This is a genomic window from Pseudochryseolinea flava, from assembly GCF_003286915.1.
Classification (GTDB): domain Bacteria; phylum Bacteroidota; class Bacteroidia; order Cytophagales; family Cyclobacteriaceae; genus Ohtaekwangia; species Ohtaekwangia flava.
Genome location: NZ_QMFY01000001.1, coordinates 232,621 through 258,384, shown reverse-complemented (window position 1 = coordinate 258,384; position 25,764 = coordinate 232,621). Strand labels below are relative to the sequence as shown.

Here is a 25,764-nt window from a genome sequence, read left to right as displayed (position 1 = left end):
GTAAATTTTCTTTTAATTTTTATGGAATAACGGCAGAAGCGGCATCATGGCATTAGAACTAAACTCAAATGCTTATGAAACGAATGCTTACCGCGTTGTGCTGCATCATCATGTCGGCAGTTAATGCACAGGAAATTACGGTTGATGCAAAGTCCCGGATCGGACAGGTCACCGTTTTTCTGCAAGGTGCGCAGATTACGCGCCAGGCACCACTTACATTGAAAGCAGGCGTTTCGGTTGTCAAGCTATCGGAAATCGCGCCAGTCATTATCGAGCAAAGTTTACGGGCGGAATCGTCGAATGATGCGGTAAAGATCTTGTCAGTATCTTTTCAGGTGAACTATCTTCAGGGAACGACAAAGCCAGAACGATTGACCCTTCTCGAATCAGAGCGAAGAAAATTAATGGAAAGGATTGCGGAAGAGAAGTCACAACGCGAAGTATATGCAGAGGAAGAAGCTGTTCTGAAAGCCAACCGATCATTGGGTGGACAAAAAGGTGTAGCAGTAGATGAGTTGAAAGCCGCTGCTGATTATTTCAGGATAAGATTCTCGGAGATCAAACAAAAAGAACTGCAGATTGATAGAAATATACGACAACATAATGAAGCTCTTGGAAAAATCGAAGCGCAGATCAAGGAACTTAGTGGTGAAGCACAGTTGAAATCAGTCGGTGAAATATTTGTGAAATTATCGGCCAAGAGCGCCGTGCAAACAACTCTGACACTGAGTTATCTTGTACAAAACGCAAAGTGGTTTCCTTCTTACGACATCCGTGCAAAAGATATCAAATCGCCCGTCGCCATTACCTATAAAGCAAATATATCACAACAGTCGGGAGAAGATTGGGACAACGTTAAACTTACCATATCCTCGGGCAATCCAACACAGGCGGGAACAAAGCCCGAGATCAAACCCTGGCTTCTGGGATTCAATAATCAGGTAAGTAAAAGCGCGATCAGTTCACTTGCAAACTCCGATGGATCACACGCTACCTTGGGAATGGTACGCGGCCGTTTAACAGACGACGCAGGACAACCATTGCCTGGCGTCAATGTCATGATCAAAGGAACAACGGTAGGTGCTGTTACAGATAGTGAAGGATACTATTCGCTGATGCTCACGCGTGATGCACAAACATTAGTGTTCTCTTTTATCGGCTATCAGGCTATTGAGCAACCCATTGGAAATCGCGAAGTTGTAAATGTTTCAATGATCGCTGATCAATCAATGTTGAGCGAAGTTGTGGTGATGGGATATGGTACACAGAAAAAAAGTATGATGACAGGTGCGGTCGCTACCGTAAAAGCAGAAGAACTCAAACAAAAAAGAATAATCACCGCGACGCCGGTTGTACGTCAGACAACAGTTGAATTTACTTTGGAAGATAAATTTACAATCGCTTCCGATGGAGAATTCAGAATCACTGACATGGTTGAATACGATCTTGATGCACTGTATGAATACTATTGCGTGCCCAAGATGGATAACGATGCATTTCTTGTTGCGAAAGTATTGGGTTGGGAAGAGTATAATTTTCTGGATGGTGAAGCAAGTCTCTTCTTTGAAGGAAAGTACATTGGCAAGTCGATTATGGATGCGCACAACACCGGCGATACGCTTACGCTGTCGCTAGGCAGAGATGCAAACGTTGTGGTAACGCGCGAGAAAGTAAAGGATCTTTCTTCAAAGCAATTCATTGGCGCCAACCAGAAGTCTGTTTTCGCTTACGACATTACCGTTCGAAACAAAAAGAATTTTCCGATCACAATCGTTGTCGAAGACCAACTGCCAATTCCGAACACCAAAGAGATCACGGTCGATAAAATTGAAGACTCTAAGGCGGAGCACAATGAACAAACCGGCATCTTGAAATGGAAGAAAGAAGTTGAGCCTGGAAAATCTGAATTGCTGAAATTCAAATATGCCATTCGCTATCCAAAGCAAAACCAGATGGTTCTGGAGTAAAAAACGTGCGTATAGATACATTTTTTACAACCAGGCGCAGGGCACTTTTCGTGTCCTGTGCTTCCGTCGTAAAATTTTTCATCTGAAATTCCTTAAAATTCTGGCTTCTGACTCCTGACTCTTGTCTCCTGATTCTCCGACTTCCTCTATTTTATTACATCCTATTCCGCCAGCCAAGACTACATCCTAATTTAGGCACCTCGAGTTAACAAGGCTTTTTCGATGATAAGAATACTTTTACTTTCTGCATTTTTTGTGTCTGGGGTTTCGTTTGCTAGCGCGCAGTCGTCATTTATTCCTAAGAATCTCGGGCTCGCCATTAACACACCTTTTGACGAAACACATCCGCTCATTTCTCCCGATGGATCAACCTTGTATTTCACACGAGTCAATCATCCTGAGAATAACATTGCTTCGAAAAAATCTTCTGCGATTTGGATCTCCCAACGCGACGAAAAAGGAATCTGGTCTGCGGCATCGCTTGCGCCTCACTTGAATGAAGGAAAACATAATCAAGTGCTTTCGATTACAAATGATAGCAAACAAATCTTGTTGTTCAATGATAAAGGATTGTCGCTATACGATGCTGATAAAAAAATCATCAGCCCACTAAAGATAAAGGCCACACACGACGCATCCATGACGGGCGACGGAAAGCAAATAGTTTTCAGTAAGTCGAATAAGCTTTATCTCACAGAACGCCTTGATGATGCGACATGGTCTGCTCCGAGATTGATCCACACGTTTACAATTGGAAAAATAACATCACCCGTACTACTCGACGATGGTACTTTGTTTTTTTCGGTGACGAGAAAAACCAAATCACTTGATCTTTGCAAGTCGAAACGTATCGGAACAGATTGGAACAACTGGGAAACGCCTGTATTCTTAAGTGATACAATAAACACCGTAGCATCTGAGTCTGCGTTGCACACAACACCCAACGGAGCTTGGGGATATTATGCATCCGTTACGGCCACGGGCAAGTCAGATATTTTTGTTGTGAAGTTGTACGAAGATCATCCGTATGTATTGGTCTCTGGAAGAATACTGAACAACGTCAGCAAACGATCTGTTCGCAAGAAGGATGTTCAAATTATGATCGATGGAACCATCGCGAAGAATTTCGAGGTAAACAAAGACTCGGGAACATATCAGGTGCAATTGCCTTTTGGTAAAAAGTATGCAGTCGTAGCCGCGATTGATCATTACAAGCCTGTGTCATTTACCGTCGATGCGACGGCATATCGAGAATACACAACGATGAAACTTGACCTCGAAGAAATACCAACGCCATATGTGCTTTTGAAAGGCAAAACGCTCATAAAAAATATGGATCGACCAATTCCTATCCAAGCAGAACCACAAATTGTTGTTGACGGAATGGAAGTAGACTCAGCGATCATAAAGTCGAACGGAGAGTATGAATTAAAGTTGAATCATGGAACGCACTACTATGTACAAGTAGTAGCCAAACGATTTGAATCGCTTCCCGCGATATTGGATTTGAAGGATATTGATGGCTATGAAGTAATCGAACTCGACCTCCAGGCCGATGCAGAGAAGATGGCGATCATTTCAGGTGCACTGCGCGATCGGAAAACGGGACAGCCGTTGTCTTCTTCACTGAAGCTGAAAGTGGAAGTCGAAGGTGTTGAGTCATTGACAGCAGCGATCGATTCACTCACAGGAAATTATGAAATTCGACTTCCGTTAAAAGAAAAGCATATTATCAGAATTACTGCTGAAGGATATTATCCGGTAAATGAAATCATCGATGTGAGCAAGGAGACTTCCGAAGTTGTGATTGCAAAAGATCTCACAGCAACTCCTATTGAGCGCGGGCAAGTTGTTCGATTGAATACGATTGATGTTGGTACCAAGGTGGATATTACCAAGTCATATCCCGAACTTGATAGTCTCGCGAAGTTTTTAACAGCTCACCCGAAAATTAGAATAGAACTTGGTGCGCACGTGGAGAGTGGTGTGAAAACTTCAACATTGAAAGTTGCGCAAGAGATTGCTAACTACATCGCTTCAAAAGGTGTTGCTCGTCATCGTATTGCGTCGCGTGGCTATGGAAATACGAAGCCTGTTGCATCAAACAAAACCCCTGAAGGAAAACTGTTGAATAGGCGTGTTGAGTTTATCTTTCTTGAGTTATAACAATTATCTCGGTGGCTTCATTCCTTTGATGTTGGCATCGTGGTCGACGCATGTACTATTTTCGGATGTATTCTGTTTTTTCTCTAACCCCTTGCGATAGTTTTGTCGTTTAGAATTTAAAACCGTTATTATGCTTTTACAGAATCCTCTAAAGCAGCTTGCTGCGTTTATCCTCATGTCTACCGTTGCAATCGGATTTCAATCCTGCAGCGATGATGAAAATGAACCCTCCGTTGAAGAAAACGCACTCTTAACTTTTACTGTGCCTAACGATGCACTTTGGGATGGCGAGGAAATGAAAGAACGCGGTTTCGTTTTCTTATCAGATGAAAATGGAAAACTGATTACTTCTAAAGAATACAAGAACGGCGAGAACGTTACCTTAACGTCTTCGGAATTTAAAGGTGATAAATTTTACCTAACACAAGTAGTTTATTATGACGGTGACGTAAATGGCGATGGCATAGACGAAACTCAGGTGAATGCATGGACATACGCTGATTTTCAACGCGGCCAGGATTGGTCTGTTTTCTATGAGAAATCAGCACAGGACCCAGAGTATGTCGGTGATGCAAAATTTACGTTTACCAACTACGCCGAAGACAGCTACTATTACGGTACGACAAATGGAGATGAAGTTGATTACAATGGGGAAGGAACTCCGTCGGCAAGACTGATAAAATCGCCAAGCTTGCTGTATCTCACAAGAAATAGCGAAGGTACGATTAGATACAATGTGTTCTCCAATGTCGTTGTGGGAAATAATACGATCAATCTTAACGATGTAAGTAAAGAGCATATGTTTGTAACCGTTCAGGTGCCAGACGGAATGTCTTACATGAATTCTGAATTGACAGCCTTTCCAAATGAAAAGGATTATAGTAACCCTTATCGAATAGGTGATTATTACCGCAATGGTCCGGAAGATCCGAGTTATAAAATATTATTTCCAGGAAATGCTTTTCAGGAGTATTATGTCGAAACGTTCATGGAGAATGAAACGATAGAATATTCCAACGGCGCGCGTCTGACAGCAACGCTTGGTTTTCCGGAGATTACATCTGATGTGACGATGGATTTTAGCAATGGTAAACTGACTTACGCTGCAACCGGTGAGTTCGATTTTCTGACCACTGGGTTCAGATATGACAATGACGGCGACAAGGCTTATTGGTATTATTTATTGCCAAAGAGCTCAACAAGCAGATCAGTACCAGCATTCGAAATTCCAGAAGCATTAAAAGAATATTTTCCTGAATTTGATGCACCGTTAGAGTACACAATAAATGAACACGAATCGATCGATTCATACAATGATTTTCTCGACTTCGTCGGCAAAAAGGAGGCGGGTATCAATGCCTTCAACAGTCCAGGTACCGTGTATACAGAGATTACTTACAAGTATACGAGTCCGAATGGAAGGTCAGCCAGCAAGTCAAAACGCAAGCGCTTTTGTGAGATCCACTAGATGATATTTGTTCATGAAGAAGCCGTCTCGTAAGAGGCGGCTTTTTTTATTTCTGCGAAATCTTTGCGCCCCTGTTCGTCCGCGGTGAAAAAGCGTTTCATTTATTGAAATTACGAACAAGATGGTTGATAACTTCTTTCACCACAAAAACGCGAATGCGCTGAGCGCAGCGATAAACAAAAAGCCCGGTCTCTCGACCAGGCTTCTTAATTCTTACTACTTATTTCTTACTTCTTCTAATCAGCTTCCACAAGCCTCACAAGCATCTGGATTATCCAGCGAGCATGCCATATCTGACAATTTCTGCTCGTAGCTGATTCCGCCATATTGTAATGTCTGTTGTGATGCGTCTACAACTACTGGCTCTGCTACTGTTACAACTTCACCTTCTGCGGCAACAGTTGCTTCAACAGCGGCTGGTTGCGCGATAGCAGCTTTGTCAAGTGTAAACTTGATCGCATCAGCAGCAGCGTTCGTGCGGAGGTAGTACATACCTGTTTTCAAACCTTTCTTCCAAGCATAGAAGTGCATTGACGTCAACTTACCGAAGTTTGGATTCGTCAAGTGAATGTTCAAGCTCTGTGATTGGCAGATGTAAGCACCGCGATCTGCTGACATATCAATAATTGCTTTCTGAGAAATTTCCCAAACAGTTTTATAAATGTCTTTAATGTTCTGAGGAATTTCAGGAATGCCCTGAATTGAACCGTTACCTGCAATCAATTTCTGACGCATTGTTTCACTCCACAAACCAGCAGCCATCAAATCTCTCATGAGATGCTTGTTCACGATAATGAACTCACCAGATAACGTACGGCGTGTGTAGATGTTTGAAGTGTATGGTTCAAAGCACTCGTTGTTTCCAAGAATCTGCGATGTTGAAGCTGTAGGCATCGGCGCAACCAATAATGAGTTGCGTACGCCGTGTTTCTTAACATCTTGTTTCAATTGCTCCCAGTTCCAACGACCGCTCTTTGGATTAACACCCCACATATCGAATTGGAAAATACCTTTCGATACAGGTGAACCTTTGAAGGTTTCGTAAGGACCTTGAACTTTTGAAAGTTCCATTGAAGCTTCCATCGCACCGAAGTAGATGGTTTCGAAAATGTCTTCATTGAGGCGGCGTGCTTCTTCTGAATCGAATGGCATACGCAACATAATGAATACATCGGCTAATCCTTGAACACCCAAACCGATTGGTCTGTGGCGCATGTTAGAATTTTTAGCTTCAATTACTGGATAGTAGTTGATGTCGATCACTTTGTTCAAGTTACGGGTAGCAACTTTAGTGATCTCATATAATTTCTGGTGATCGAATTTACCGTTTTCGTCTACGAACTTAGGTAAGGCAAGAGAAGCAAGGTTACAAACCGCTACTTCGTCTGCTGAAGTGTACTCGATGATCTCTGTGCAAAGGTTACTTGACTTGATCGTACCGAGGTTCTTCTGATTCGACTTCTTGTTTGCTGCGTCTTTATAGAGAATGTATGGCGTACCAGTTTCGATTTGTGATTCAAGCACTTCGAACCAAAGATCCTGTGCTTTCACTTGACGACGGTATCTTCCTTCTTTCTCGTATTTCTCGTATAATTTTTCGAACTCCTCTCCGTAAACATCCGCAAGACCTGGCGCTTCATTCGGACAGAACAACGACCACATTTCGTTGTTCTCAACACGTTTCATGAAAAGGTCAGAGATCCAAAGTGCATAGAAAAGGTCACGTGCACGCATTTCTTCTTTACCGTGATTTTTCTTCAGGTCAAGGAAATCAAAAATATCGGCGTGCCATGGTTCGAGATAGATCGCAAAACTTCCCTTACGCTTACCGCCTCCCTGGTCAACGTAACGAGCAGTCATGTCGAAGTTTCTCAACATTGGAACGATACCATTTGAAGTACCACCTGTTCCTTTGATGTATGAACCTTTCGCGCGAACGTTATGGATGCTGAGTCCGATACCGCCCGCAGACTGAGAAATTTTAGCGCACTGCTTCAATGTGTCATAGATACCGTCGATGCTGTCGTCCTGCATCGTGAGGAGGAAGCAAGATGATAACTGTGGCTTCGGAGTGCCCGCATTGAACAATGTAGGCGTTGCGTGCGTGAACCATTTCTCTGAAAGGAGATTGTAAGTTTCGATCGCCGCATTAATATCTTCTCCGTGGATACCAACAGCTACACGCATGAGCAGGTGCTGTGGACGTTCTACCACTTTGCCATCGATGCGAATGAGGTAAGAACGCTCCAGGGTTTTGAATCCGAAATAGTCGTAGCTGAAATCACGGTCATAGATGATAGCGTCATCTAACGTTTGCGCGTGATCTTTAATAGTCTTCCACGTTTCCTTCGAGATGAGCGGCGCATTTTGGCCAGTCTTCGGATCAACGTACGTGTACAGTCTCTTCATCGTATTCGAGAAGGACTTGCTTGTAGTCTTGTGCAGGTTTGAAACACCAATACGCGCAGCAAGCTTTGCAAAGTCAGGATGTTTGGTAGTCATCGTTGCTGCGATTTCGGCAGCAAGGTTGTCTAACTCCTGAGTTGAAACACCGTCATACAGGCCATTGATCACCTTCATGGCCACTTCAACTGGGTTGACGAACTTCGGATCTAATCCGTAGCAGAGTTTTTCAATACGAGCGGTGATTTTGTCGAACTTAACTGATTCTCTGTGTCCGTCGCGTTTTAGTACAAGCATCTCTGAAAATAGTGTGGTTGTTGTGGGAGGATAGATTAAAAAGTGACTGAATGTAATTAAAAATCTTCGTTCAGGGAAAACTTAGGTGCAGAATCTTTTTCTGTACTGTTCATGATACCTGCCTTCTGATATTCCGCTACACGTTTCTCGAAGAAGTTGGTTTTACCTCTCAAAGAAATCATGTCCATAAAGTCGAATGGATTAGTAGCGTTGTAAACTTTCTTGCCAATGAGTTCATTCAATAAACGATCAGCAACGAATTCAATGTATTGACGCATTTGTGCTGCATTCATACCAATGAGGTTAACAGGCAACGCGTCGGTAACAAATTCTTTTTCGATTTCAACGGCATCTTTAATGATGTCGATAACGGTCTGTTCTGGCAACTTGTTCACTACGTGCGAAGTGTAAAGGTGACAAGCGAAATCACAATGAAGTCCTTCGTCACGAGAGATCAACTCGTTTGAGAAAGTGAGACCCGGCATGAGTCCGCGTTTCTTCAACCAAAAGATCGAACAGAAAGATCCTGAGAAGAAAATTCCTTCAACGGCCGCGAAAGCGATAAGTCTTTCTTGGAATGATCCCTGGCTGATCCAACGGAGTGCCCAATCTGCTTTTTTGCGTACGCATTCCATGGTATCGATACCGTGGAACAACTTATCTTTTTCTTTTGGATCCTTAACGTAAGTGTCGATGAGGAGCGAATAGGTTTCTGAGTGAATGTTTTCGATTGCAATCTGAAAACCATAGAAGAACTTCGCTTCTGTATACTGTACTTCTGAAACAAAATGCTCGGCGAGGTTTTCGTTTACAATACCGTCGCTTGCAGCAAAGAAAGCGAGCACGTGTGTGATGAAATGTCTTTCGCCATCATTGAGGTTAGCCCAATCCGTGAGGTCCTGACTTAAGTCGATTTCTTCGGCAGTCCAAAAGCTTGCTTCCGCCTGCTTGTAGAACTTCCAGATTTCATGTTGTCGGATAGGAAAGAGAACGAAGCGATCTTTGTTCTCTTTGAGGATAGGTTCTTCAAGTTGGCTCATGCGACAAATGGGTTTTTAAGGGTACTAACCAATAAAATATCAATTCGGACGTTAGGCAGGCCAACACCCGTATTTAGTTCTTAATAAAATCTTTGATTGCTTGGTTGAGCAGTTAGAAAATCGCCCTGCTCAGCGACAAGTGTACAAATGAAAGGGATCGCCGCTAATTATGCAAAACTGCATTTTTGATTTGATTTCAACGATTGTGGATAACTTGTTGATGGTTTGTGGATAGATAAGTTCCTGTAAAATAGCTGCTTAAATCATCTCGGTTACCACCTAAAATCCCTGAAATATCGGGTTAAAATTTTTAAACTTTTTTTTCACGGATTTTTCCCCCTTAGGATTGCTAAAATATTTCAACCCTATAAGGTGTATCTGGTTTCTTTTGCTACCTTTGCAGTCCAATTTTTCAAAAAGCTATGTACGCAATCGTAGACATCGCAGGCAAACAGTTCAAAGTGGCTAAAGATCAATATATCTATGCCCCCAAAATGGATGGAGAAGCTGGCGCAACTGTAAAGTTCGACAAAGTTCTTCTCGTTGATGATGGTGGTTCGATCACTATTGGCGCCCCTACTGTTAGTGGCTTCGCAGTTTCTGGTAAAATACTGGAACATGTAAAAGGCAATAAAGTTATTGTCTTCAAAAAGAAACGCAGAAAAGGTTATGCCGTGAGAAACGGTCACCGTCAGCAATTCACAAAAGTACAGATCGAGAGCATCGGATAATCCGCAGCCTCCATTATCATTAACGACTTAACGACACAATACCATGGCACACAAAAAAGGTGAAGGTAAAGTAAAGAACGGCCGCGAATCGGAAAGCAAACGCCTCGGCATTAAAATCTACGGTGGCCAAAAAGCTATCGCTGGTAATATCATCGTTCGTCAACGTGGTACTAAACACCACCCCGGCGCTGGCGTTGGTATCGGTAAAGATCACACGTTATTCGCTTTGACTAACGGTATCGTTACTTTCAAAAAAGGTAAAGCTGACAAATCTTACGTTTCTGTTGTAGCAGAAGCTTAATTTGTAAGAATACATTATTATAAAGAGCACTTCGATTAGGTTCGGAGTGCTTTTTCTTTTTAGACGGGTTAAGGCTTCAAGTTGCAAGCCGTAAGTTACAAGCCATTAGTAAAGTTGAGATTCTGACCGAATCAAAATCCAGTATTGGTTTATCGGATCTTTCTAAGACGGCGAGACAGCTTGACCGCTGCAGGCAATGAAACGCCCCATGTTCAGACTTTATCCACACCAATAAAAAAGCCCACGCGTGTGGGCACTTTGTTTAAAACTTTTCTAAAAGAAACTCGTGGCTCGCAGCTCAAAGCTCGCAGCTTCTTACAGCGCTTCCACAGCCTTAATTTCGCCAGGCATCATGCGTGTAAACAGATTCTCGATTCCAGCTTTCAACGTAACCATCGACGACGGACAACCGCTGCAAGAACCTTGAAGTTTTACTTTTACAATACCCTCTTGGAACGAATGGTAAGTGATCGCACCACCATCTTGCTCCACTGCAGGGCGGATATATTCATCGAGAATCGTTTTGATCTTCTTGATCGTTTCGGTCTCTTCTTCTAAAGGCGCCTCTTCTTCTTTTACTTCAATGATGAATTTACCCGCCTCCAGATATTTTTTGATATGATCTTTTAACGTGTTCTGAATTTCAAGCCATTCAACGTCCTCTTTTTTTGTAACCGTGATGAAGTTGCTAGCAAAAAATACACGGTCCACAAAGGGAAAGGTAAACAGTTCCTTCGCGAGCGGAGAGATTCCCGTGCTTTCCGCATCTGGAAAATCAAAGCTCATGGCTTCTGGAACCAACATTTCGTTAACCACAAATTTTAATGAATTTGGATTGGGATTTGATTCCAAATAAATATGGACGTTTTTAGGAGCTGCCTGTAACATAATGTCAGATTTATACTGCGAACAAAATTACGGAATTAAAGTTCGTAACTAAAGTATTATCAACCGTCCATCTTTGTCGGGATAAACATGAAACGCGCTTTCTGCTGTAAGCTTTAGCATCGCGAAACGCACCGTCTTCGACTTTCTGCTTTTAAGCACTATATTCGCGACCTAACAGTTGTTCACTGCTAAACCGAAGACCATTGAAACAGAAGCATATTGTGTTTTCCGCGGCTATCCTTTTCACGATTGCAACCGCTCTCCATCTCGCCCAATACTATTTTAATTTAGGTGTCGCTGACCAAATTCTCACCGGCGCACGGTGGATCACTTGGCTATCTTTTATTGCCTTTGCCGTGCAAAAACGATCACTTACAACCTGGATCGTGGTGAGTATGTTTCTCGGGTGTGAACTCGGATATTCTTTTCCGGAAATTTCTTTGAAACTGAATGTCCTCAGCGGAATTTTTCTTCGCTTGATAAAAACGATCATTGCGCCGCTCATTTTCGCGACGTTGGTAGTTGGTATTGCCGCACATTCCAACCTAAAACAAGTTGGTCGCATGGGATTGAAGGCAATTCTCTATTTTGAAATTGTCACTACCATTGCCTTGGTTGTGGGGTTGGTCGCGATCAACCTTACCCGCGCTGGTGAAGGCGCTGAAATGAAAGTAGAACAAGCTCAGGTTGAAAAGGCCGAGAGCTTGAAGAAAGGAAAAGAATCGCACGATTTTATCCTTGAGATCTTTCCTGAAAATCTAGCGAAGGCAATCGGCGAGAATCGTGTGCTACAAGTCGTTGTATTCAGCGTTCTTTTTGGTGTCGCGCTAGCGAAACTCACAGAAGAAAAAAAGAAACCTGTGCTGCACTTCACCGAGAGCTTGGCAGAGGTGATGTTCAAATTTACAGATTTAGTGATGTACGTCGCACCATTTGCAGTAGGCGGTGCGTTGGCCTACGCGGTCGCCTCGATGGGATTCGGCGTGCTCAAAAATCTTTTCATGTTGGTCGGCACATTGTATATGGCACTGATCGCATTCATCCTATTGGTGCTGGTACCCGTAGGGTTTATCATTCGACTTCCTTTCAAACGATTTATTGCTGCGATAAGTGAGCCTGTATCCATTGCGTTTGCTACCTCAACGAGTGAAGCGGCCTTGCCAAAAGCCATGGAGAATCTGGAGAAGTTTGGCATACCACGGAAGATCGTAGCGTTCGTGTTACCCACGGGATATAGTTTCAATCTCGATGGAAGTACATTATACCTTTCCCTTGCATCTGTGTTTATCGCTCAAGCTTCCGGTGTGGAACTCACGATCGGGCAACAAATCCAAATGGTGCTCATACTCATGCTGACGAGTAAAGGCGTTGCCGGTGTACGCGGTGCATCGTTCTTGATTCTCATCAGTACTGTTGAGCAACTGGGCCTAGATCCCTTCAAAGCATTTGCCATTCTTGCCGTCGATGCTATCATGGACATGGGAAGAACATCTGTCAATGTGATTGGTAACTGTCTAGCTACTGCAGTAGTTGCCAGATGGGAAGGGGAGTTTCCTGATTCTGCGGAGTAAGGCTTCGAGTTACTGGCTTCGAGCTACAAGAGTAGGACCGAGGATAAAACTCGGAGCTTCATGGTCGACGCTATTTTTTCCGAGCACTCAACACTACTATGATCCCCGCGACGAGCAGGATTGCGCCTGTGATGGGTGACCAATAGATCGGTGTTTTTTCTTCTTTGTTGATTTCGATCGGACCAATATCTGCCACTTCCTTTTTTGTGATGATGTTAAAGCCTGTGAATACGGTCATGATTCCGCCGAGGACGATGAGTACAATTCCAATTGTTTTCATAGTTGTAATCTTTTCTGATCGTGCAGAAAAGTGTGTGCCCTATGGCAGCACGTGTGCCATGCATGAGCGAACGGCGATTACGGGGTACATCTTCCACAGATTTACCCCTGTTAAGGAAGAATGGCGATTAAATTTTAGAGGACTTGTTACGGAGGTGAAAGTCAAGTAACACCAACGCAGCCATCGCTTCAACAATAGGAACCGCACGAGGAACGACACAGGGATCATGTCTTCCTTTACCGCTTACTGTGGCCTCTTCTCCAGCTTTATTGATGGTTTGCTGATCTTGCATAATGGTAGCAACGGGTTTAAAGGCAACATTAAAATAAATGTCCTCACCGTTAGAGATGCCACCTTGAATACCTCCAGAGTGATTTGTTTTCGTCTTGATCTTTCCGGCGTCGTTATAAAATTCGTCATTGTGTTGAGATCCTCTTAAACGAATTCCTTCAAAGCCGCTGCCATATTCGAAACCTTTCACTGCATTGATGCTCAACATCGCTTTGCCAAGTTCAGCATGCAGTTTATCAAATACGGGTTCTCCTAAACCTACAGGCGTATTTTTGATTACGCAGGTTACAAGCCCACCGATGGTATCGCGATCTTGACGCACTTCATCTATAAGGGCAATCATCGCCTCTGCTGTTTTTGCGTCAGGGCAGCGAACGATGTTATCTTCTGTTTTAGACAGGTCTAATGTGGTGTAATGCGGCGCTTTGATGTCACCAACCTGAGATACAAATGCGTTGATCTCGATGCCGACTTTTTTCAAGAACAATTTCGCGATGGCGCCTGCAGCAACACGCGCAGCAGTCTCTCTTGCTGAGCTTCTTCCACCACCACGGTAATCTCTGACACCGTATTTTGCGTCGTATGTATAATCGGCATGTGATGGTCGGAATGTTTCTGCGATGTGACTATAGTCTTTGCTGCGCTGGTCTTCATTTTCGATGACCATAGCAATAGGTGTTCCGGTTGATTTCCCTTCAAAAACGCCACTTAATATCTTAACGGTATCGGCTTCTTTTCGCTGTGTGGTGATCTTTGATTGCCCCGGTTTGCGGCGATCCAATTCCGACTGAATGAAAACTTCATCTATATCGAGGCCAGCAGGACATCCATCGATTGTTACGCCTATGGCAACACCATGTGACTCGCCAAAAGTTGTAATCTTGAAAATTTTTCCGAACGTGTTACTCATATCAAGCCTTGAAGATAAGGATGCTGCGATAGTCGCTCCAAATGAGCGCAGACAAATTCAAATAATTTCAAAATCCCGGTTGTGTTTTATGAATTACGTTGGCGCTTACGTGTAAGCAAAAAGATTGATGCGCCGAGCGTAAGCACAATAAATCCATTGAAGGTCCAGCGCATCCAGCGATCATCCCGGATGTGATGAATTGTGTTTTCGGTACCATTGATCCGATCGTAAAAACTACCGGCATCATTCGATTCAATCGCCAGATTTTTCTTGCTTTCTCCCTTCACAAATACCGTAAGGTTTGAACGTAATGTGTCGTATCGTTTTTTACTTGTATTAAAAAATACCCACTGAAAATAATCACCAACTTTATATTGCCCTGGTTCTTTCGGGATGATGAAGTAGTTGAACGACTTGGTGCCCGTTACGCGATTGTTTGCATGATTAATATCCTGGCGCACATTGGGTTCATAAAATTCAAACGCGCTTGACGTACGTACCGTCGGCTTTTCAATCGATGCAATGTTTCCTTCGCCATAAATGTTGAAGCTGTAGGGCGTACTTTTTCCAGTTTCAAGATCAGTGCTACCCAATGCTTCTTGCAGATGGTAATCGCCCACGGAAACAACATCGCGGAGTGGATGTGGTGGAAGCTCTTTTACCTTGATCGTTTTCGGCTTCGAATAAAATGTTTTGAAATCTTCCTTACGATTTTGTCCGAAATAGCTCGGGTTCTTCGCCACCTTATATTTGATCATTTCAAGTCCAACGGTCGGGAAACGAATGGGTTCGGAATTCAGCGGGTACAACGTTGCTTGATAGATTTTATACTGCATGTAATCCTTTCCGTTGATGGTAACGTTTTCGCCTTCGATGCTTTCGATTTCAAATTTTTCTTCCCAACAATTCACGGGGCGAATTTTTTTAAGAATCTCTCCGAGTTGTCGAGGGAGTTCATAAAATGCAAGTGGTGCTTCGTTGAAACGCGGAACATAAAATGCCAATGTAACATTGACACCTTCACCCGCATACACTTCGTCTTTGTTTGATCGCACGGCTAAGAATGCTTCGTCTTTAACGTCGACGAACTCTGTTTCATTTCTTCCGCCGAAGTCATCAGGTCGTCCAAAAAAATCTTGAAAAGGATCAGCTTGTCGTTGCTGTGGTGGACCAACTTTTACTTTTTTACCCGCGACGCGAATCGGTTTATCATTCACCTTCATCGTAAAATCGGGTATGGTATACTTGCCTTGTTTCGTTGGCAGATACGTCATCGTTAGACTTTGCGAATTTGAAACTTGTCCATTGATGATCGACACACTTTGCTGGCTTGATGTACCTCTTTTTCTAAAGCCGTCGATCTCAGGAAAATTGTCATAGCTTTTAATACGCTCATTTTGTACGGTAATCGTAATTGTCCAGGATTGGTTTTCGCCAATCTCGTCGGGGCCCAACACAATACTTATTTGTTGGGCATTAAGTTTTAGGGCGTTGCCAGCCAGAAGACAGAAAAAGATGATCGAGAAGAGCCTTAAGCGCATAAATTTTTTCAAAAATACGAAGGTTGTAAAAATATGTTTTTACCGCGGAATGATGCACAAAATAGATACCTGACGGTCAAATTTGCGGCCTAATCGGAGGTAGAACACTGCCAAATAAAATGGCACCCGCTAAGGATTGTGATCGAAAGTTTAAATTCTTCTTTTGGATGTCTACAGAATTTTATACCTTAACGCTCGTTAGGACTTTGATTTTTTTAACTATCTAACTTTTGCCATGCTCAACTATGTCAAAACTGTGCTCACTAAAGTGAGTTTTGACGCTCTTCTTTTCGAGAAAGAGCTTAAAAAGGCGATCAGAGCGCTGATAGCCGATGAAGTAAATGAACTCAAAAACTGGTGCTATGCCAGATTTGGGATGGAACATGAGGCGATATTGAATCGATGCTTCGTGGTTGCTTAAACAAATTGACTTACCTAAACCTAAACCTACAAGGCCTCCTCACAAGGGAGGCTTTGACTTTTTATTGAAACTTATAATCATCGACCATCATCCGTAGAGGAAGATTAAGAATGTTAATTCATCATGCGAACACAAATCCCTCTGTTGCTATTGCAGTTGTTGTTCTCTTATACATTGGCCGCTCAATCCATAGATGAGGTGTTCGAAGTATTTAATAGCTCCGCTACAGTTGCACCGCTGTTGCTGCAGAATAAAGGATGGACAGCGCTAGAAGTGAAAGCTGATGGTTCAGTAAAAAGTAGTATGCTGTATACCCGCGAAGGATGGCGCGACGCGTATGGTAAACAGATTCTGTGGGAGTATCGCGCGAACTGCAACGCCATTGGATTTGCCACACGAGGTGGTGTAAATATTGTACACGCATCGTCGGTTACTTCACAATTCGATAGTGCAGCGCTTGAGCAATTTATTCGAGAAAAGAATTTAACGCGACTACAAAGCGCAACCAGAGATGAAGTTTACGTCGACCCCCAAAAACAATATGTACTCGTCATGAACGGAGATACAAAAAATTTTCTGCTTGCTTTCGAAAGAAGAGGAGAACCATTAGCACAACTCTATCTGCAGCCGGATAACAAAGAAAAAATCAAAAATTAAACGATTAACGATTAACGATTAACCTGATTCCGACACAAACTTGATATTCCGTTTCAAACCAGTCAGTTTCGTTCGCTGAATCGGGGAATTCTTGAAAAGTGTCTTGAAAACTTCTTCGGTTATTTCTCGCCAATCTCCTGGACTCATTTCTCGTAATGTTGAGGAAGGTTGAAATCTTTGTTCCTGATGAGGCTTGGCGAAACTATTCCAAGGGCATACATCCTGACAGATGTCACATCCGAAGATCCAGTTTTCGAATTTTCCTTTGACGTCTGCAGGAATTTCTTCTTTAAGTTCAATCGTGAAATAGGAAATGCATTTGCTTCCATCGACTACATAAGGTTGAGGAATGGCGTCTGTAGGACAAGCATCCATGCATGCGGTACAGGTACCACAATAATCTTTTATCGGTCCATCGTAGTCAAGTTCCAGGTCGATGATGAGTTCGGCGATGAAAAAGAAACTGCCCATGCCGCGATTGAGAAGCAAACTGTTTTTTCCAATCCATCCGAGTCCACTTCGTTTGGCCCATGCGCGTTCCATGACCGGCGCCGAATCAACAAACGCTCTCCCTTCAACATGACCGATTTTTTCTTCGAGCAGATGGAGAAAATGTTTCAGTTTGTCTTTGATGACGAAATGATAATCTTCTCCGTACGCGTACTTGGCGATTTTAAAGTCTCCTTCTGCAGCAATATCTTTTTCAGGCGCATAGTTGTAAAGCAGACTCACCACGGATTTTGCACCAGGCACTAGCAATGTAGGATCAAGTCTCTTGTCGAAATGATTTTCGAGATACAGCATTTTTCCTTGGTATTGTTTGCGCAGCCATTGTTCGAGTAAGGGCGCTTCTTCGTCCAGGAATTCTGCTTTTGAGATGCCGCAGAAACTAAAGCCCAACGACTTTGCCGTTTCCTTAATAAATTGTGTTCGTGCAGCAAGATGCATATGACAAAGGTATTGCTTTATCTCACTCGCTCCGCAGGGCTTCTACCGGATTTATCAAAGCCGCTTTTGTGACTTGAAATACAACTGTCAGCACTGTGATAATCATGGTAAAAATCGCGGTATACAAAAAGACGGTCCACTTCAGTGGTGTACTATAGGCATATCCCGCCAAGAAATGTTGCATCAAAAAGTAGGCAATCGGACATCCTATCAGTGTGGCAACGAAACTAAGCTTTACAAAGTCAATCGACATTGAAGAGACGATACCAGTCACCGATGCTCCCAGTGATTTACGAATAGAAATTTCTTTCCGCTTGCGTTCGGCCGTGTATGCAGCGAGCCCCAACATGCCAAGCCCAGAGATGATAATGGCCATGAATGTAAAGGCGAGCGCTAGCGATGATGTTACTTTTTCGTTTTGATAAAGTTTATCGAATCGATCATCCAAAAATGAGTAATCAAATGGATATGCTGGATTCGCTTTTTTATAAAGGGATTCCAACGTTTGAAGAACATTTTCGGAAGCGCCAGGATTGAATGCGACATGGATTATTTCGACGCTGACTTCGCGGTGTTTGCTCATGATAATGATGGGATCAATTTCCTCAAGCACCGATCGACTGTGAAAATCTTCAATCACACCAACAACCGTTCCTTGTGTGCCCCATTGCGATAGTTGTGTGCCGATTGGATGTTGAAGCCCCATCACGTCAACCGCGGTTTGTGTAAGGATAAAACTGGCGGTATCGTGGTATTGTTTTGAGAACGATCGCCCTTCCTTTATTTGCAATCCCATCGTTTCGATAAAATCATAGTCAGCCACCACCGTTCGGAAAAGTTGGCGGGTGTTTTCCGGTTTGCCGGGCCAGCGAACACTTCCGTTTTGATTATTTACTTGCACCAGCACTTCGCTTGCGCGGGTGACGGTTTTGATATTTGGATTTTTTAACGCTTCGTTTTTGAACGCTTCAAAGTCACGATCAATGGCCCGGCCATCAAATGCGAGAATAGATTCTCGGCTGTAGCCAAGATTTCTATTGTAAATGAATTCGACTTGAGAAGAGATTACCAGGGCGCTCGCAATGAGAATAACCGTTAGACTGAATTGCAAAATTACGAGCCACTTGCGTAGTCTGCTGCCACTTAGGTTAGCCGTTGTATTTCCTTTCAGCACGCGAGCTGCACTGAATGCAGATAGAAAGAATGCAGGATAACTTCCGGCTAATACCCCTGTGGCGATCACAACTGCAATCAGCGATAGTACGAACGCAACGCTATCAAATGGGAGTACAATATTTTTGGAGACCAACATGTTGAACATCGGCAACAGTAGTTGAACAACAATCAATGCAAATATTAATGCGATAGCGCTGATGAGTATCGACTCTAAAATGAATTGCGAGATGAGTCCGAAACGCACGGCGCCTGCTGTTTTTCTAATGCCTACTTCTTTACTTCGATTAGCAGCGCGTGCCGTTGCCATGTTCGTGAAGTTAATGCTCGCAATAAGGAGAATGAAGATTGCAACGAATGCAAAAATCTTGATGTAGTCGATTCTTCCACCGGTAGGCATGCCATTCTCAAAAGTTCCATATAGGTACCGGTTGTTGAATGGTTGCATGTAGAATGAAATATCTCCCGATTTATAATCGTCTTCATCTTTTCCAGCAACATGCGCGACATGGGCGTTAATTTTATCGATCACTGCGCGATGGTCAGTTTTGGGTGCCAGTTTTAGAAAGAGATCATATTCGAAATTACCCCAATCCGGATTTCTAAATTTTTTGTATAGATCAACGTGCATGAGGAAGTCGAATGAAATTGATGATTCGTTGGCATGGTCGTCTACAACGGCAGTGATTTTTTGATCGAACTGTTGATTGACACGGATCACTTTACCCAAGGCGGATTCATCACCAAAAAGTTTTTTTGCTAGACGCGTGCTGATAACAATGGCATTCTGATTGGGAAGTGGATTTTTATCGTCGCCTTGTACCAACGAAAAGCTCATGATCTCCAGGAATTCGGGATCGGCAAATAATCCGTTTTCTAAAAAATCTTTCTCTTCCGATTGAATGAGCAACTGTCCATAGTTTGCTGTCCGTGCGGCATGATCAATACCAGGAATATTGAGACGGATTTCATCGGCGAGCGGCCCAGGTGTCGTGCCCCATGTTACGATGCGGCCATCTAACTTTACATTGCTAACGATCTGATAAATATTGTCAACATCGTCATGGAATTTGTTTTTTCGATATTCATCGTAGATCCAGAGTGAGATAAACAGCGTGCAAACCAACCCTGTGGCGAGACCGAAGGTATTGATAAATGAATAAAATTTTTGGCGCAAAAAAATGCGCATCGCGATTTTGATAAAGTTTTGGAGCATGGTCGACTTGTGACAACTGTTATTTAAGCGGATGTATTTTCTTCGTTGGGTAAGATTTCGATATCATGAATTAAAACCTTTTTTGCGATTGCTTTCCCTGTCTTGGTTGCTGCGAGTCCGCCGAGTGCTGTCTCTTTATAGCGCGTCTCCATGCTCGCCCCAATTTCGCCCATTGCTTCAATTACTTCATCCACGGGGATAACGCTGCTGACATCGGCTAACGCTATTTGTGCAGAGCTATTAGCAATAGCAGCGGCACTTGCATTGCGTACCACACAAGGTACTTCAACAAGCCCTGCAACCGGGTCGCAGACGAGTCCAAGCATACATTGAACGGTAATGGCTACAGCATTAAAAACTTGATCAATATTTCCGTCTAAGCAAAACACAATCGCGCCTGCGCCCATGGCAGCGGCAGTTCCTGTCTCCGCTTGGCATCCTCCTACGGCGCCGGAAATAGAAGCCTTCTGTTCCATGATCAACGCAATGCCAGCGGCCACTAACATCGCATCTATTATTTTTTTATCACCGAGGTGATGTATTTCTTGCAGCGTGTAGAGTACACCCGGCATAATACCACTTGCGCCAGCCGTTGGCGCGGCCACTACGCGGCCCATACATGAGTTCACTTCTTTTGCCGCTAACGCACGCGAGATGAGCTGTTGAAATTCTTTTGAAAGTACAGGTTTTGGATAGCGGTAAACTTTCTTAGCGCCGTTGTTAATCATTCCGGAACGCGACGTCATATCTTCCTCAAGTCCTGTATGAACAGCATCCTTCATAACATCCCAAGCTTTTTGTAATCCTGAAAGTGTTTCCTCGGGTGTTCGTCCCTTTTGTTGCTGCTCGTATTCGAGAACAACTTGCTCAAGTGTTCGTTGATGCTTAATACAATACTCTTTCCACCCTTCAAATGATTCGAAAAGGAATGCCATGGTTAATGCGTTATTGCCCTAAGGTCGGAAAATTAGTGGATAGTTCACAGGGAATAATTGCAGGGAACTGTCACGAATTTAGAATGCCGCATCGAAGACAAGCTTCCAAGTTTTGCCATCTTGTTTTTTCCAAATGCGAAGGAATGTTCGAGCGTTAGTAGGGCCGGTTTGTATTTCGTGCAAGCCATACGTGTAGCCAAAATCGCCAGCGCTAGATACGTCACACGCGTGTTGGCCTACAGTTCCGATAGTGCCAATTTTCTCTACGTCTATAACTGTGAACGGCGCGTGATTTTGTCGGAAAAATTTGATCTCGGTAGAAATCACAGATTGATATGCTTTAGCTCCATCTCGCTTGAGAGATTTTTGTAATGCGATATCCGTTTCGAGAAGTTCCTTTTTTGCGTTAACTGTTTTCGCGCGTGATTTTGATTCTAAGTTCGTGGTCTTTACTGGATGTGTTGATACTAGCGCAAATGTTTCGTAATTGATACCGGCATCGATCGCTATTTTCCATGCACCGTCAGATTGTTTTTTCCAGATGGTTACATAGTGCCCGCCGAACTGCGCAGCGGATGTTTTTGAAGGATGCCCGCTCCAAGGACCATACGTGTATCCCATGTCGCCCCGGATCGAAATATCGGCGAACGAGGGATACCAATTCAACCACATTGAATCTACAGGTGTATTCTCCCAATTGCTTTTTGTTGATTGAATTTTTTCACTTAGCGTGATTGACTGCTGATCGACGTTGGCTAGGAAAGCCTCTCGATTGTTTTTCTTTTTTGCGAGTGTCGCGAAATCAATCTCTGTTTCGACGAGTGACTGAAGGTTTTTGTCTTCGAATTCTTGCGCGCGAACCAGCACCACCAAGCCCAGGAGTAATGCGGTAGAGATTAGATTTTTCATGTGCCTGAATTTGCGAATTGGTAGAAAAAAACGCATCAAAATTACAGCGGCACTCGTGCTTATTAAAAGCCTGCTTCTCCCATGATTTCCGCGCCTTCAATCACGTAAATCATCTTTTCAGGATCCTTTTCATTCAGTCGAAGAATACCTTTTATCTCAATCGGTTTTTCGGTATAGGTAACGACTTCCTTACTGAATACTTCGACAACAGTTTCAGGACCGCCTACGCCGCAAAAGAAACATGCATTTAGCGGCATCGATGAAAACATAAAATGCGCGCCTTTGATGCCATTCTCAAATGGAACCATATATCCCGGAAGTGTGATTAACTTTCCATTTAATGCCTTCACTTTGTCGGTGAAAACAGGTTTGTCAAATTCACCAAGATCATCCGTCGCTTTCACGAAGGTGATGTCGTAAAGCTTGGGCCAAATCAGTGAAGGGAATCCTTTGTATGTGCTTTTCTGCGCAAATCCTACAATCGGAAATAAAATCAAAATAAGTATCCTCAAAGTTTTCATCACAAATCGATTTCTTGAATGATCAAACAAACATAGTGCCTTAAAAAAAGAATGAGCAGGGATGCTGCTCATTCTGATATTGTTTAAGCGGTAAGCTCCTTTTCGTAGACGTCAAGTGGGAGACAACTGCAAACCAGATTTCTGTCACCATACGCATTGTCGACGCGACTCACGCTTGGCCAGAATTTCGCTTCTTTCACAAATGGAAGTGGATACGCAGCCTTTGACCTTGTATAAGGAAGAGTCCATTCGTCGGCTGTAATGACAGCCGCTGTGTGTGGCGCATTCTTCAATACGTTAATTGCTTTATCAGCCTTACCTTCTTCTACTTCACGGATCTCATTTCTGATTTCAATCAGTGCTTCAATGAAGCGATCGAGTTCTTCTTTTGGTTCGCTTTCTGTCGGCTCGATCATCAACGTACCGGCTACTGGAAATGATACAGTTGGTGCATGGAAGCCATAGTCCATTAAACGTTTTGCGATATCTTCAACTTCAATTCCGGCTTTCTTAAAGTCGCGGCAATCCACAATCATCTCGTGTGCGCAACGACCTTTTGATCCGGTATAAAGGATCTTGTAATGTCCCGCTAGTTTCTCTTTGATGTAGTTTGCATTCAAGATCGCATACTTGGTCGCGTTTGTTAATCCATCGCCGCCCATCATAGCAATGTAAGCATAAGAGATCGCTAGAATACTTGCGCTACCCCATGGTGCTGCAGAAACTGCGTGGATGAATTTATCACCACCGGTTTTTACAACAGCATGTCCTGGTAAGTATGGTTTCAATTTGTCGTTGCAACAGATTGGGCCCATACCAGGACCACCACCACCGTGCGGAATACAAAATGTTTTATGAAGATTTAAGTGACAAACGTCAGCACCAATGTTTGCTGGTGATGTTAATCCGACTTGCGCATTCATATTGGCGCCGTCCATATAAACCAATCCACCATTCTGATGAATGATCTCACAAATTTCTACGATTGATTCTTCGAATACGCCGTGTGTCGATGGATAGGTTACCATCAAACAAGAAAGCTTGTCTTTGTATTGTTCTGCCTTGGCTTTGAGATCGGCAACGTCAATTTTACCTTCTTCATCAGATTTCACGACAACGACATCCATACCAGCCATTACTGCACTTGCTGGATTTGTGCCGTGCGCAGATGCAGGAATAAGCGATATCGTTCTATGATCATCGCCGCGATCTTGGTGATATGCGCGAATAACCATCAAGCCGGCATATTCGCCTTGAGCACCACTGTTTGGTTGAAGCGATACACCTGTGAAGCCTGTGATTTCTTTTAACCAATCTTCTAGCTGCGTGATCATTTCCTGGTAACCTAACGTTTGGTCTACTGGCGCGAACGGGTGAATGCCACCGAGTTCCGGCCACGTAACAGGAATCATCTCTGCTGTTGCGTTGAGCTTCATCGTACACGATCCCAAAGAAATCATGGAATGTACCATTGAAAGATCTTTGTTCTCGAGACGCTTAATGTAACGCAGCATTTCGTGCTCTGAATGATGCGTGTTAAATACTGGATGTGTTAAGAAAGTCGACTTGCGAATGAGCGATGCAGGCCAGTTCAATTGTTTTCCATTAGCAGAAACGGCAGCCGCTTTTTTACCGGAAGCATTGGCAATGATCGCCAGCACGATGTTAATGTCATCTGCCGTGGTTGTTTCATCGATGGAGATTCCGATATGGTTGTCGTCGAATGCACGGAAGTTCACTTGCTGTTTTGCAGCTTCTGCGAGCACAGCCTTCGTATCAGCAACGTCAACCTTGAGTGTATCGAAGAAGAACTCATTTACTTGTTTGATGCCAAGGGTTTTCAAACCAGCATCGAGTGTATGGGCGAGGCCATGAATTCGTCCTGCGATCTTTTTGAGGCCATCAGCGCCGTGATACACCGCGTACATACCTGCCATAACGGAGAGGAGCACTTGGGCAGTACAAATATTCGACGTCGCTTTTTCACGACGGATGTGTTGTTCACGTGTTTGGAGTGCCATGCGGTAGCCTGGATTTCCTGAGGCATCGATCGACGCACCAATGATTCGTCCTGGCATTTGACGCTTGAACTCATCTTTTGTTGCAAAGAAGGCTGCGTGAGGACCACCGAAGCCCATTGGAACACCAAAACGTTGTGACGATCCGACAACAACATCGGCGCCCATCTCTCCTGGAGATTTAACCAACACCATGCTCATGATGTCTGCAGCGACGACTACAAAAATATCTTTCTCATGTGCTGCAGCAATCAAGTTTGTATGGTCGTGGATCGCGCCGTTGTTATCCGGGTTCTGAACAAATACACCGAACAAGTTTGCATCAGCGAGATCTAATGATTTTAAATCACCAACCACCAGCTCAACACCAATAGGCGTAGAGCGTGTTCTTAATACATCGATGGTTTGTGGGAATGTATTTTGATCGACGAAGAATTTATGGGCGTCTTTCTTAGAAGATTTTTTAGAAGCGTAGAGAAGATGCAAAGACTCTGCGGCAGCGGTAGCCTCGTCGAGGAGGGACGCATTGGCGATTTGCATGCCGGTAAGGTCGATGATTAATGTTTGATAGTTGATCAATGCCTCAAGTCGTCCTTGGGCAATTTCTGCTTGGTATGGCGTGTATGCTGTGTACCATCCTGGATTCTCTAAAATATTACGGAGAATTACGCCCGGTGTGATTGTGTTATAGTATCCAGTACCGATAAAAGACTTGTAGATTTTATTTTTAGAAGCCGTTTTTTTGAAGTCTTGGAGGAATTGGAATTCAGATTTTGCGGCAGGGAGTTGTAGTGCCTTTTTCAAACGGATGTTGGCAGGTACAGTTTGCGCGATTAGTTCATCCACTGAATTGGCTTTGATTACAGATAACATTTCTGCTGTCTGTTGCGCATCCGGTCCGATGTGACGACTTTCAAATTTTTCGGTGTACTGTGAATCAATATTCATCTTATAATTGTGATTATCAAATGTTTATATGTTACCTCCAGCCCCAAACGGCTGTAAGGGCACAAAGGTAATATATAGTTGAATGCTATCCGTCGACCGCCCATAGAAAAGTCTCGCTTACGCAAAACAATTGAATGACCGCCATTATAAAAAAGCAAAAGTGC

The 25,764-nt window shown here is 43.5% G+C and carries 19 protein-coding genes; 7 read left to right on the top strand and 12 right to left on the bottom strand.

All coding sequences use genetic code 11. The features are described from left to right. Positions 1-74 precede the first annotated feature (74 nt). From DQQ10_RS01125 to DQQ10_RS01115, 3 genes are all read left to right on the top strand, one after another. Positions 75-1,967 carry a DUF4139 domain-containing protein gene (locus DQQ10_RS01125; RefSeq protein WP_165823761.1) on the top strand — a complete coding sequence of 631 codons (1,893 nt, stop codon included), beginning with the start codon at positions 75-77 and terminating at the stop codon, positions 1,965-1,967. Between the two features lie 222 nt (positions 1,968-2,189). Further along, complete coding sequence (locus DQQ10_RS01120; protein WP_112744955.1) at positions 2,190-4,133, top strand: OmpA family protein; 1,944 nt, start codon at positions 2,190-2,192, stop codon at positions 4,131-4,133. A 130-nt stretch (positions 4,134-4,263) separates the two neighbouring features. Then, on the top strand, positions 4,264-5,601 hold the full coding sequence (locus DQQ10_RS01115) for a hypothetical protein (protein WP_112744954.1): 1,338 nt from the start codon (positions 4,264-4,266) through the stop codon (positions 5,599-5,601). Positions 5,602-5,841: 240 nt separating this feature from the next. On the opposite strand, the gene DQQ10_RS01110 is transcribed toward DQQ10_RS01115, so the two are convergent. Both DQQ10_RS01110 and DQQ10_RS01105 read right to left on the bottom strand, forming a co-directional pair. After that, positions 5,842-8,301, bottom strand: a complete 2,460-nt coding sequence (locus DQQ10_RS01110; RefSeq protein ID WP_112744953.1) for a ribonucleoside-diphosphate reductase subunit alpha — start codon at positions 8,299-8,301, stop codon at positions 5,842-5,844. Between the two features lie 56 nt (positions 8,302-8,357). After that, the gene (locus DQQ10_RS01105) at positions 8,358-9,341 is read right to left on the bottom strand and encodes a ribonucleotide-diphosphate reductase subunit beta (protein WP_112744952.1); all 984 of its coding nucleotides are present in this window, start codon (positions 9,339-9,341) and stop codon (positions 8,358-8,360) included. A gap of 422 nt (positions 9,342-9,763) precedes the next feature. Between DQQ10_RS01105 and rplU the strand changes: the two genes are divergently transcribed. Continuing rightward, positions 9,764-10,072 carry a 50S ribosomal protein L21 gene (rplU, locus tag DQQ10_RS01100; protein WP_112744951.1) on the top strand — a complete coding sequence of 103 codons (309 nt, stop codon included), beginning with the start codon at positions 9,764-9,766 and terminating at the stop codon, positions 10,070-10,072. A gap of 43 nt (positions 10,073-10,115) precedes the next feature. After that, complete coding sequence (gene rpmA / locus DQQ10_RS01095) at positions 10,116-10,373, top strand: 50S ribosomal protein L27 (protein WP_112744950.1); 258 nt, start codon at positions 10,116-10,118, stop codon at positions 10,371-10,373. A gap of 315 nt (positions 10,374-10,688) precedes the next feature. Here the strand turns inward: rpmA and DQQ10_RS01090 are convergent, their stop codons facing one another. Further along, the gene (locus DQQ10_RS01090) at positions 10,689-11,261 is read right to left on the bottom strand and encodes a NifU family protein (RefSeq protein ID WP_112744949.1); all 573 of its coding nucleotides are present in this window, start codon (positions 11,259-11,261) and stop codon (positions 10,689-10,691) included. A 203-nt stretch (positions 11,262-11,464) separates the two neighbouring features. Here DQQ10_RS01090 and DQQ10_RS01085 point away from each other — a divergent pair, with 203 nt between their 5' ends. Next, complete coding sequence (locus DQQ10_RS01085) at positions 11,465-12,832, top strand: dicarboxylate/amino acid:cation symporter (protein WP_112744948.1); 1,368 nt, start codon at positions 11,465-11,467, stop codon at positions 12,830-12,832. Positions 12,833-12,902: 70 nt separating this feature from the next. On the opposite strand, the gene DQQ10_RS01080 is transcribed toward DQQ10_RS01085, so the two are convergent. The 3 genes from DQQ10_RS01080 to DQQ10_RS01070 all read right to left on the bottom strand — a co-directional run bounded on the left by DQQ10_RS01080 (position 12,903) and on the right by DQQ10_RS01070 (position 15,854). Further along, complete coding sequence (locus DQQ10_RS01080; RefSeq protein ID WP_112744947.1) at positions 12,903-13,112, bottom strand: hypothetical protein; 210 nt, start codon at positions 13,110-13,112, stop codon at positions 12,903-12,905. 127 nt (positions 13,113-13,239) lie between these two features. After that, the gene (gene aroC / locus DQQ10_RS01075; RefSeq protein ID WP_112744946.1) at positions 13,240-14,313 is read right to left on the bottom strand and encodes a chorismate synthase; all 1,074 of its coding nucleotides are present in this window, start codon (positions 14,311-14,313) and stop codon (positions 13,240-13,242) included. A gap of 86 nt (positions 14,314-14,399) precedes the next feature. Next, on the bottom strand, positions 14,400-15,854 hold the full coding sequence (locus tag DQQ10_RS01070; RefSeq protein ID WP_112744945.1) for a BatD family protein: 1,455 nt from the start codon (positions 15,852-15,854) through the stop codon (positions 14,400-14,402). A 544-nt stretch (positions 15,855-16,398) separates the two neighbouring features. On the opposite strand from DQQ10_RS01070, the gene DQQ10_RS01060 reads away from it, so the two are divergent. Beyond that, entirely contained in the window at positions 16,399-16,932 is a 534-nt protein-coding gene (locus tag DQQ10_RS01060) for a hypothetical protein (protein ID WP_112744943.1), read from the top strand. 18 nt (positions 16,933-16,950) lie between these two features. Here DQQ10_RS01060 and queG read toward each other — a convergent pair whose 3' ends face one another. From queG to gcvP, 6 genes are all read right to left on the bottom strand, one after another. Next, on the bottom strand, positions 16,951-17,880 hold the full coding sequence (gene queG, locus DQQ10_RS01055; protein ID WP_112744942.1) for a tRNA epoxyqueuosine(34) reductase QueG: 930 nt from the start codon (positions 17,878-17,880) through the stop codon (positions 16,951-16,953). A 22-nt stretch (positions 17,881-17,902) separates the two neighbouring features. After that, the gene (locus tag DQQ10_RS01050; RefSeq protein ID WP_165823760.1) at positions 17,903-20,242 is read right to left on the bottom strand and encodes an ABC transporter permease; all 2,340 of its coding nucleotides are present in this window, start codon (positions 20,240-20,242) and stop codon (positions 17,903-17,905) included. A gap of 50 nt (positions 20,243-20,292) precedes the next feature. Continuing rightward, entirely contained in the window at positions 20,293-21,204 is a 912-nt protein-coding gene (gene sdaAA / locus DQQ10_RS01045) for an L-serine ammonia-lyase, iron-sulfur-dependent, subunit alpha (protein WP_112744940.1), read from the bottom strand. Between the two features lie 78 nt (positions 21,205-21,282). Further along, positions 21,283-22,113: a Cif family virulence factor gene (locus DQQ10_RS01040; RefSeq protein ID WP_112744939.1), complete on the bottom strand. Its 831-nt coding sequence runs from the start codon at positions 22,111-22,113 to the stop codon at positions 21,283-21,285. 62 nt (positions 22,114-22,175) lie between these two features. Further along, positions 22,176-22,634: a hypothetical protein gene (locus DQQ10_RS01035; protein WP_112744938.1), complete on the bottom strand. Its 459-nt coding sequence runs from the start codon at positions 22,632-22,634 to the stop codon at positions 22,176-22,178. An 83-nt stretch (positions 22,635-22,717) separates the two neighbouring features. Then, on the bottom strand, positions 22,718-25,600 hold the full coding sequence (gene gcvP, locus DQQ10_RS01030; RefSeq protein ID WP_112744937.1) for an aminomethyl-transferring glycine dehydrogenase: 2,883 nt from the start codon (positions 25,598-25,600) through the stop codon (positions 22,718-22,720). Positions 25,601-25,764: the final 164 nt, after the last annotated feature.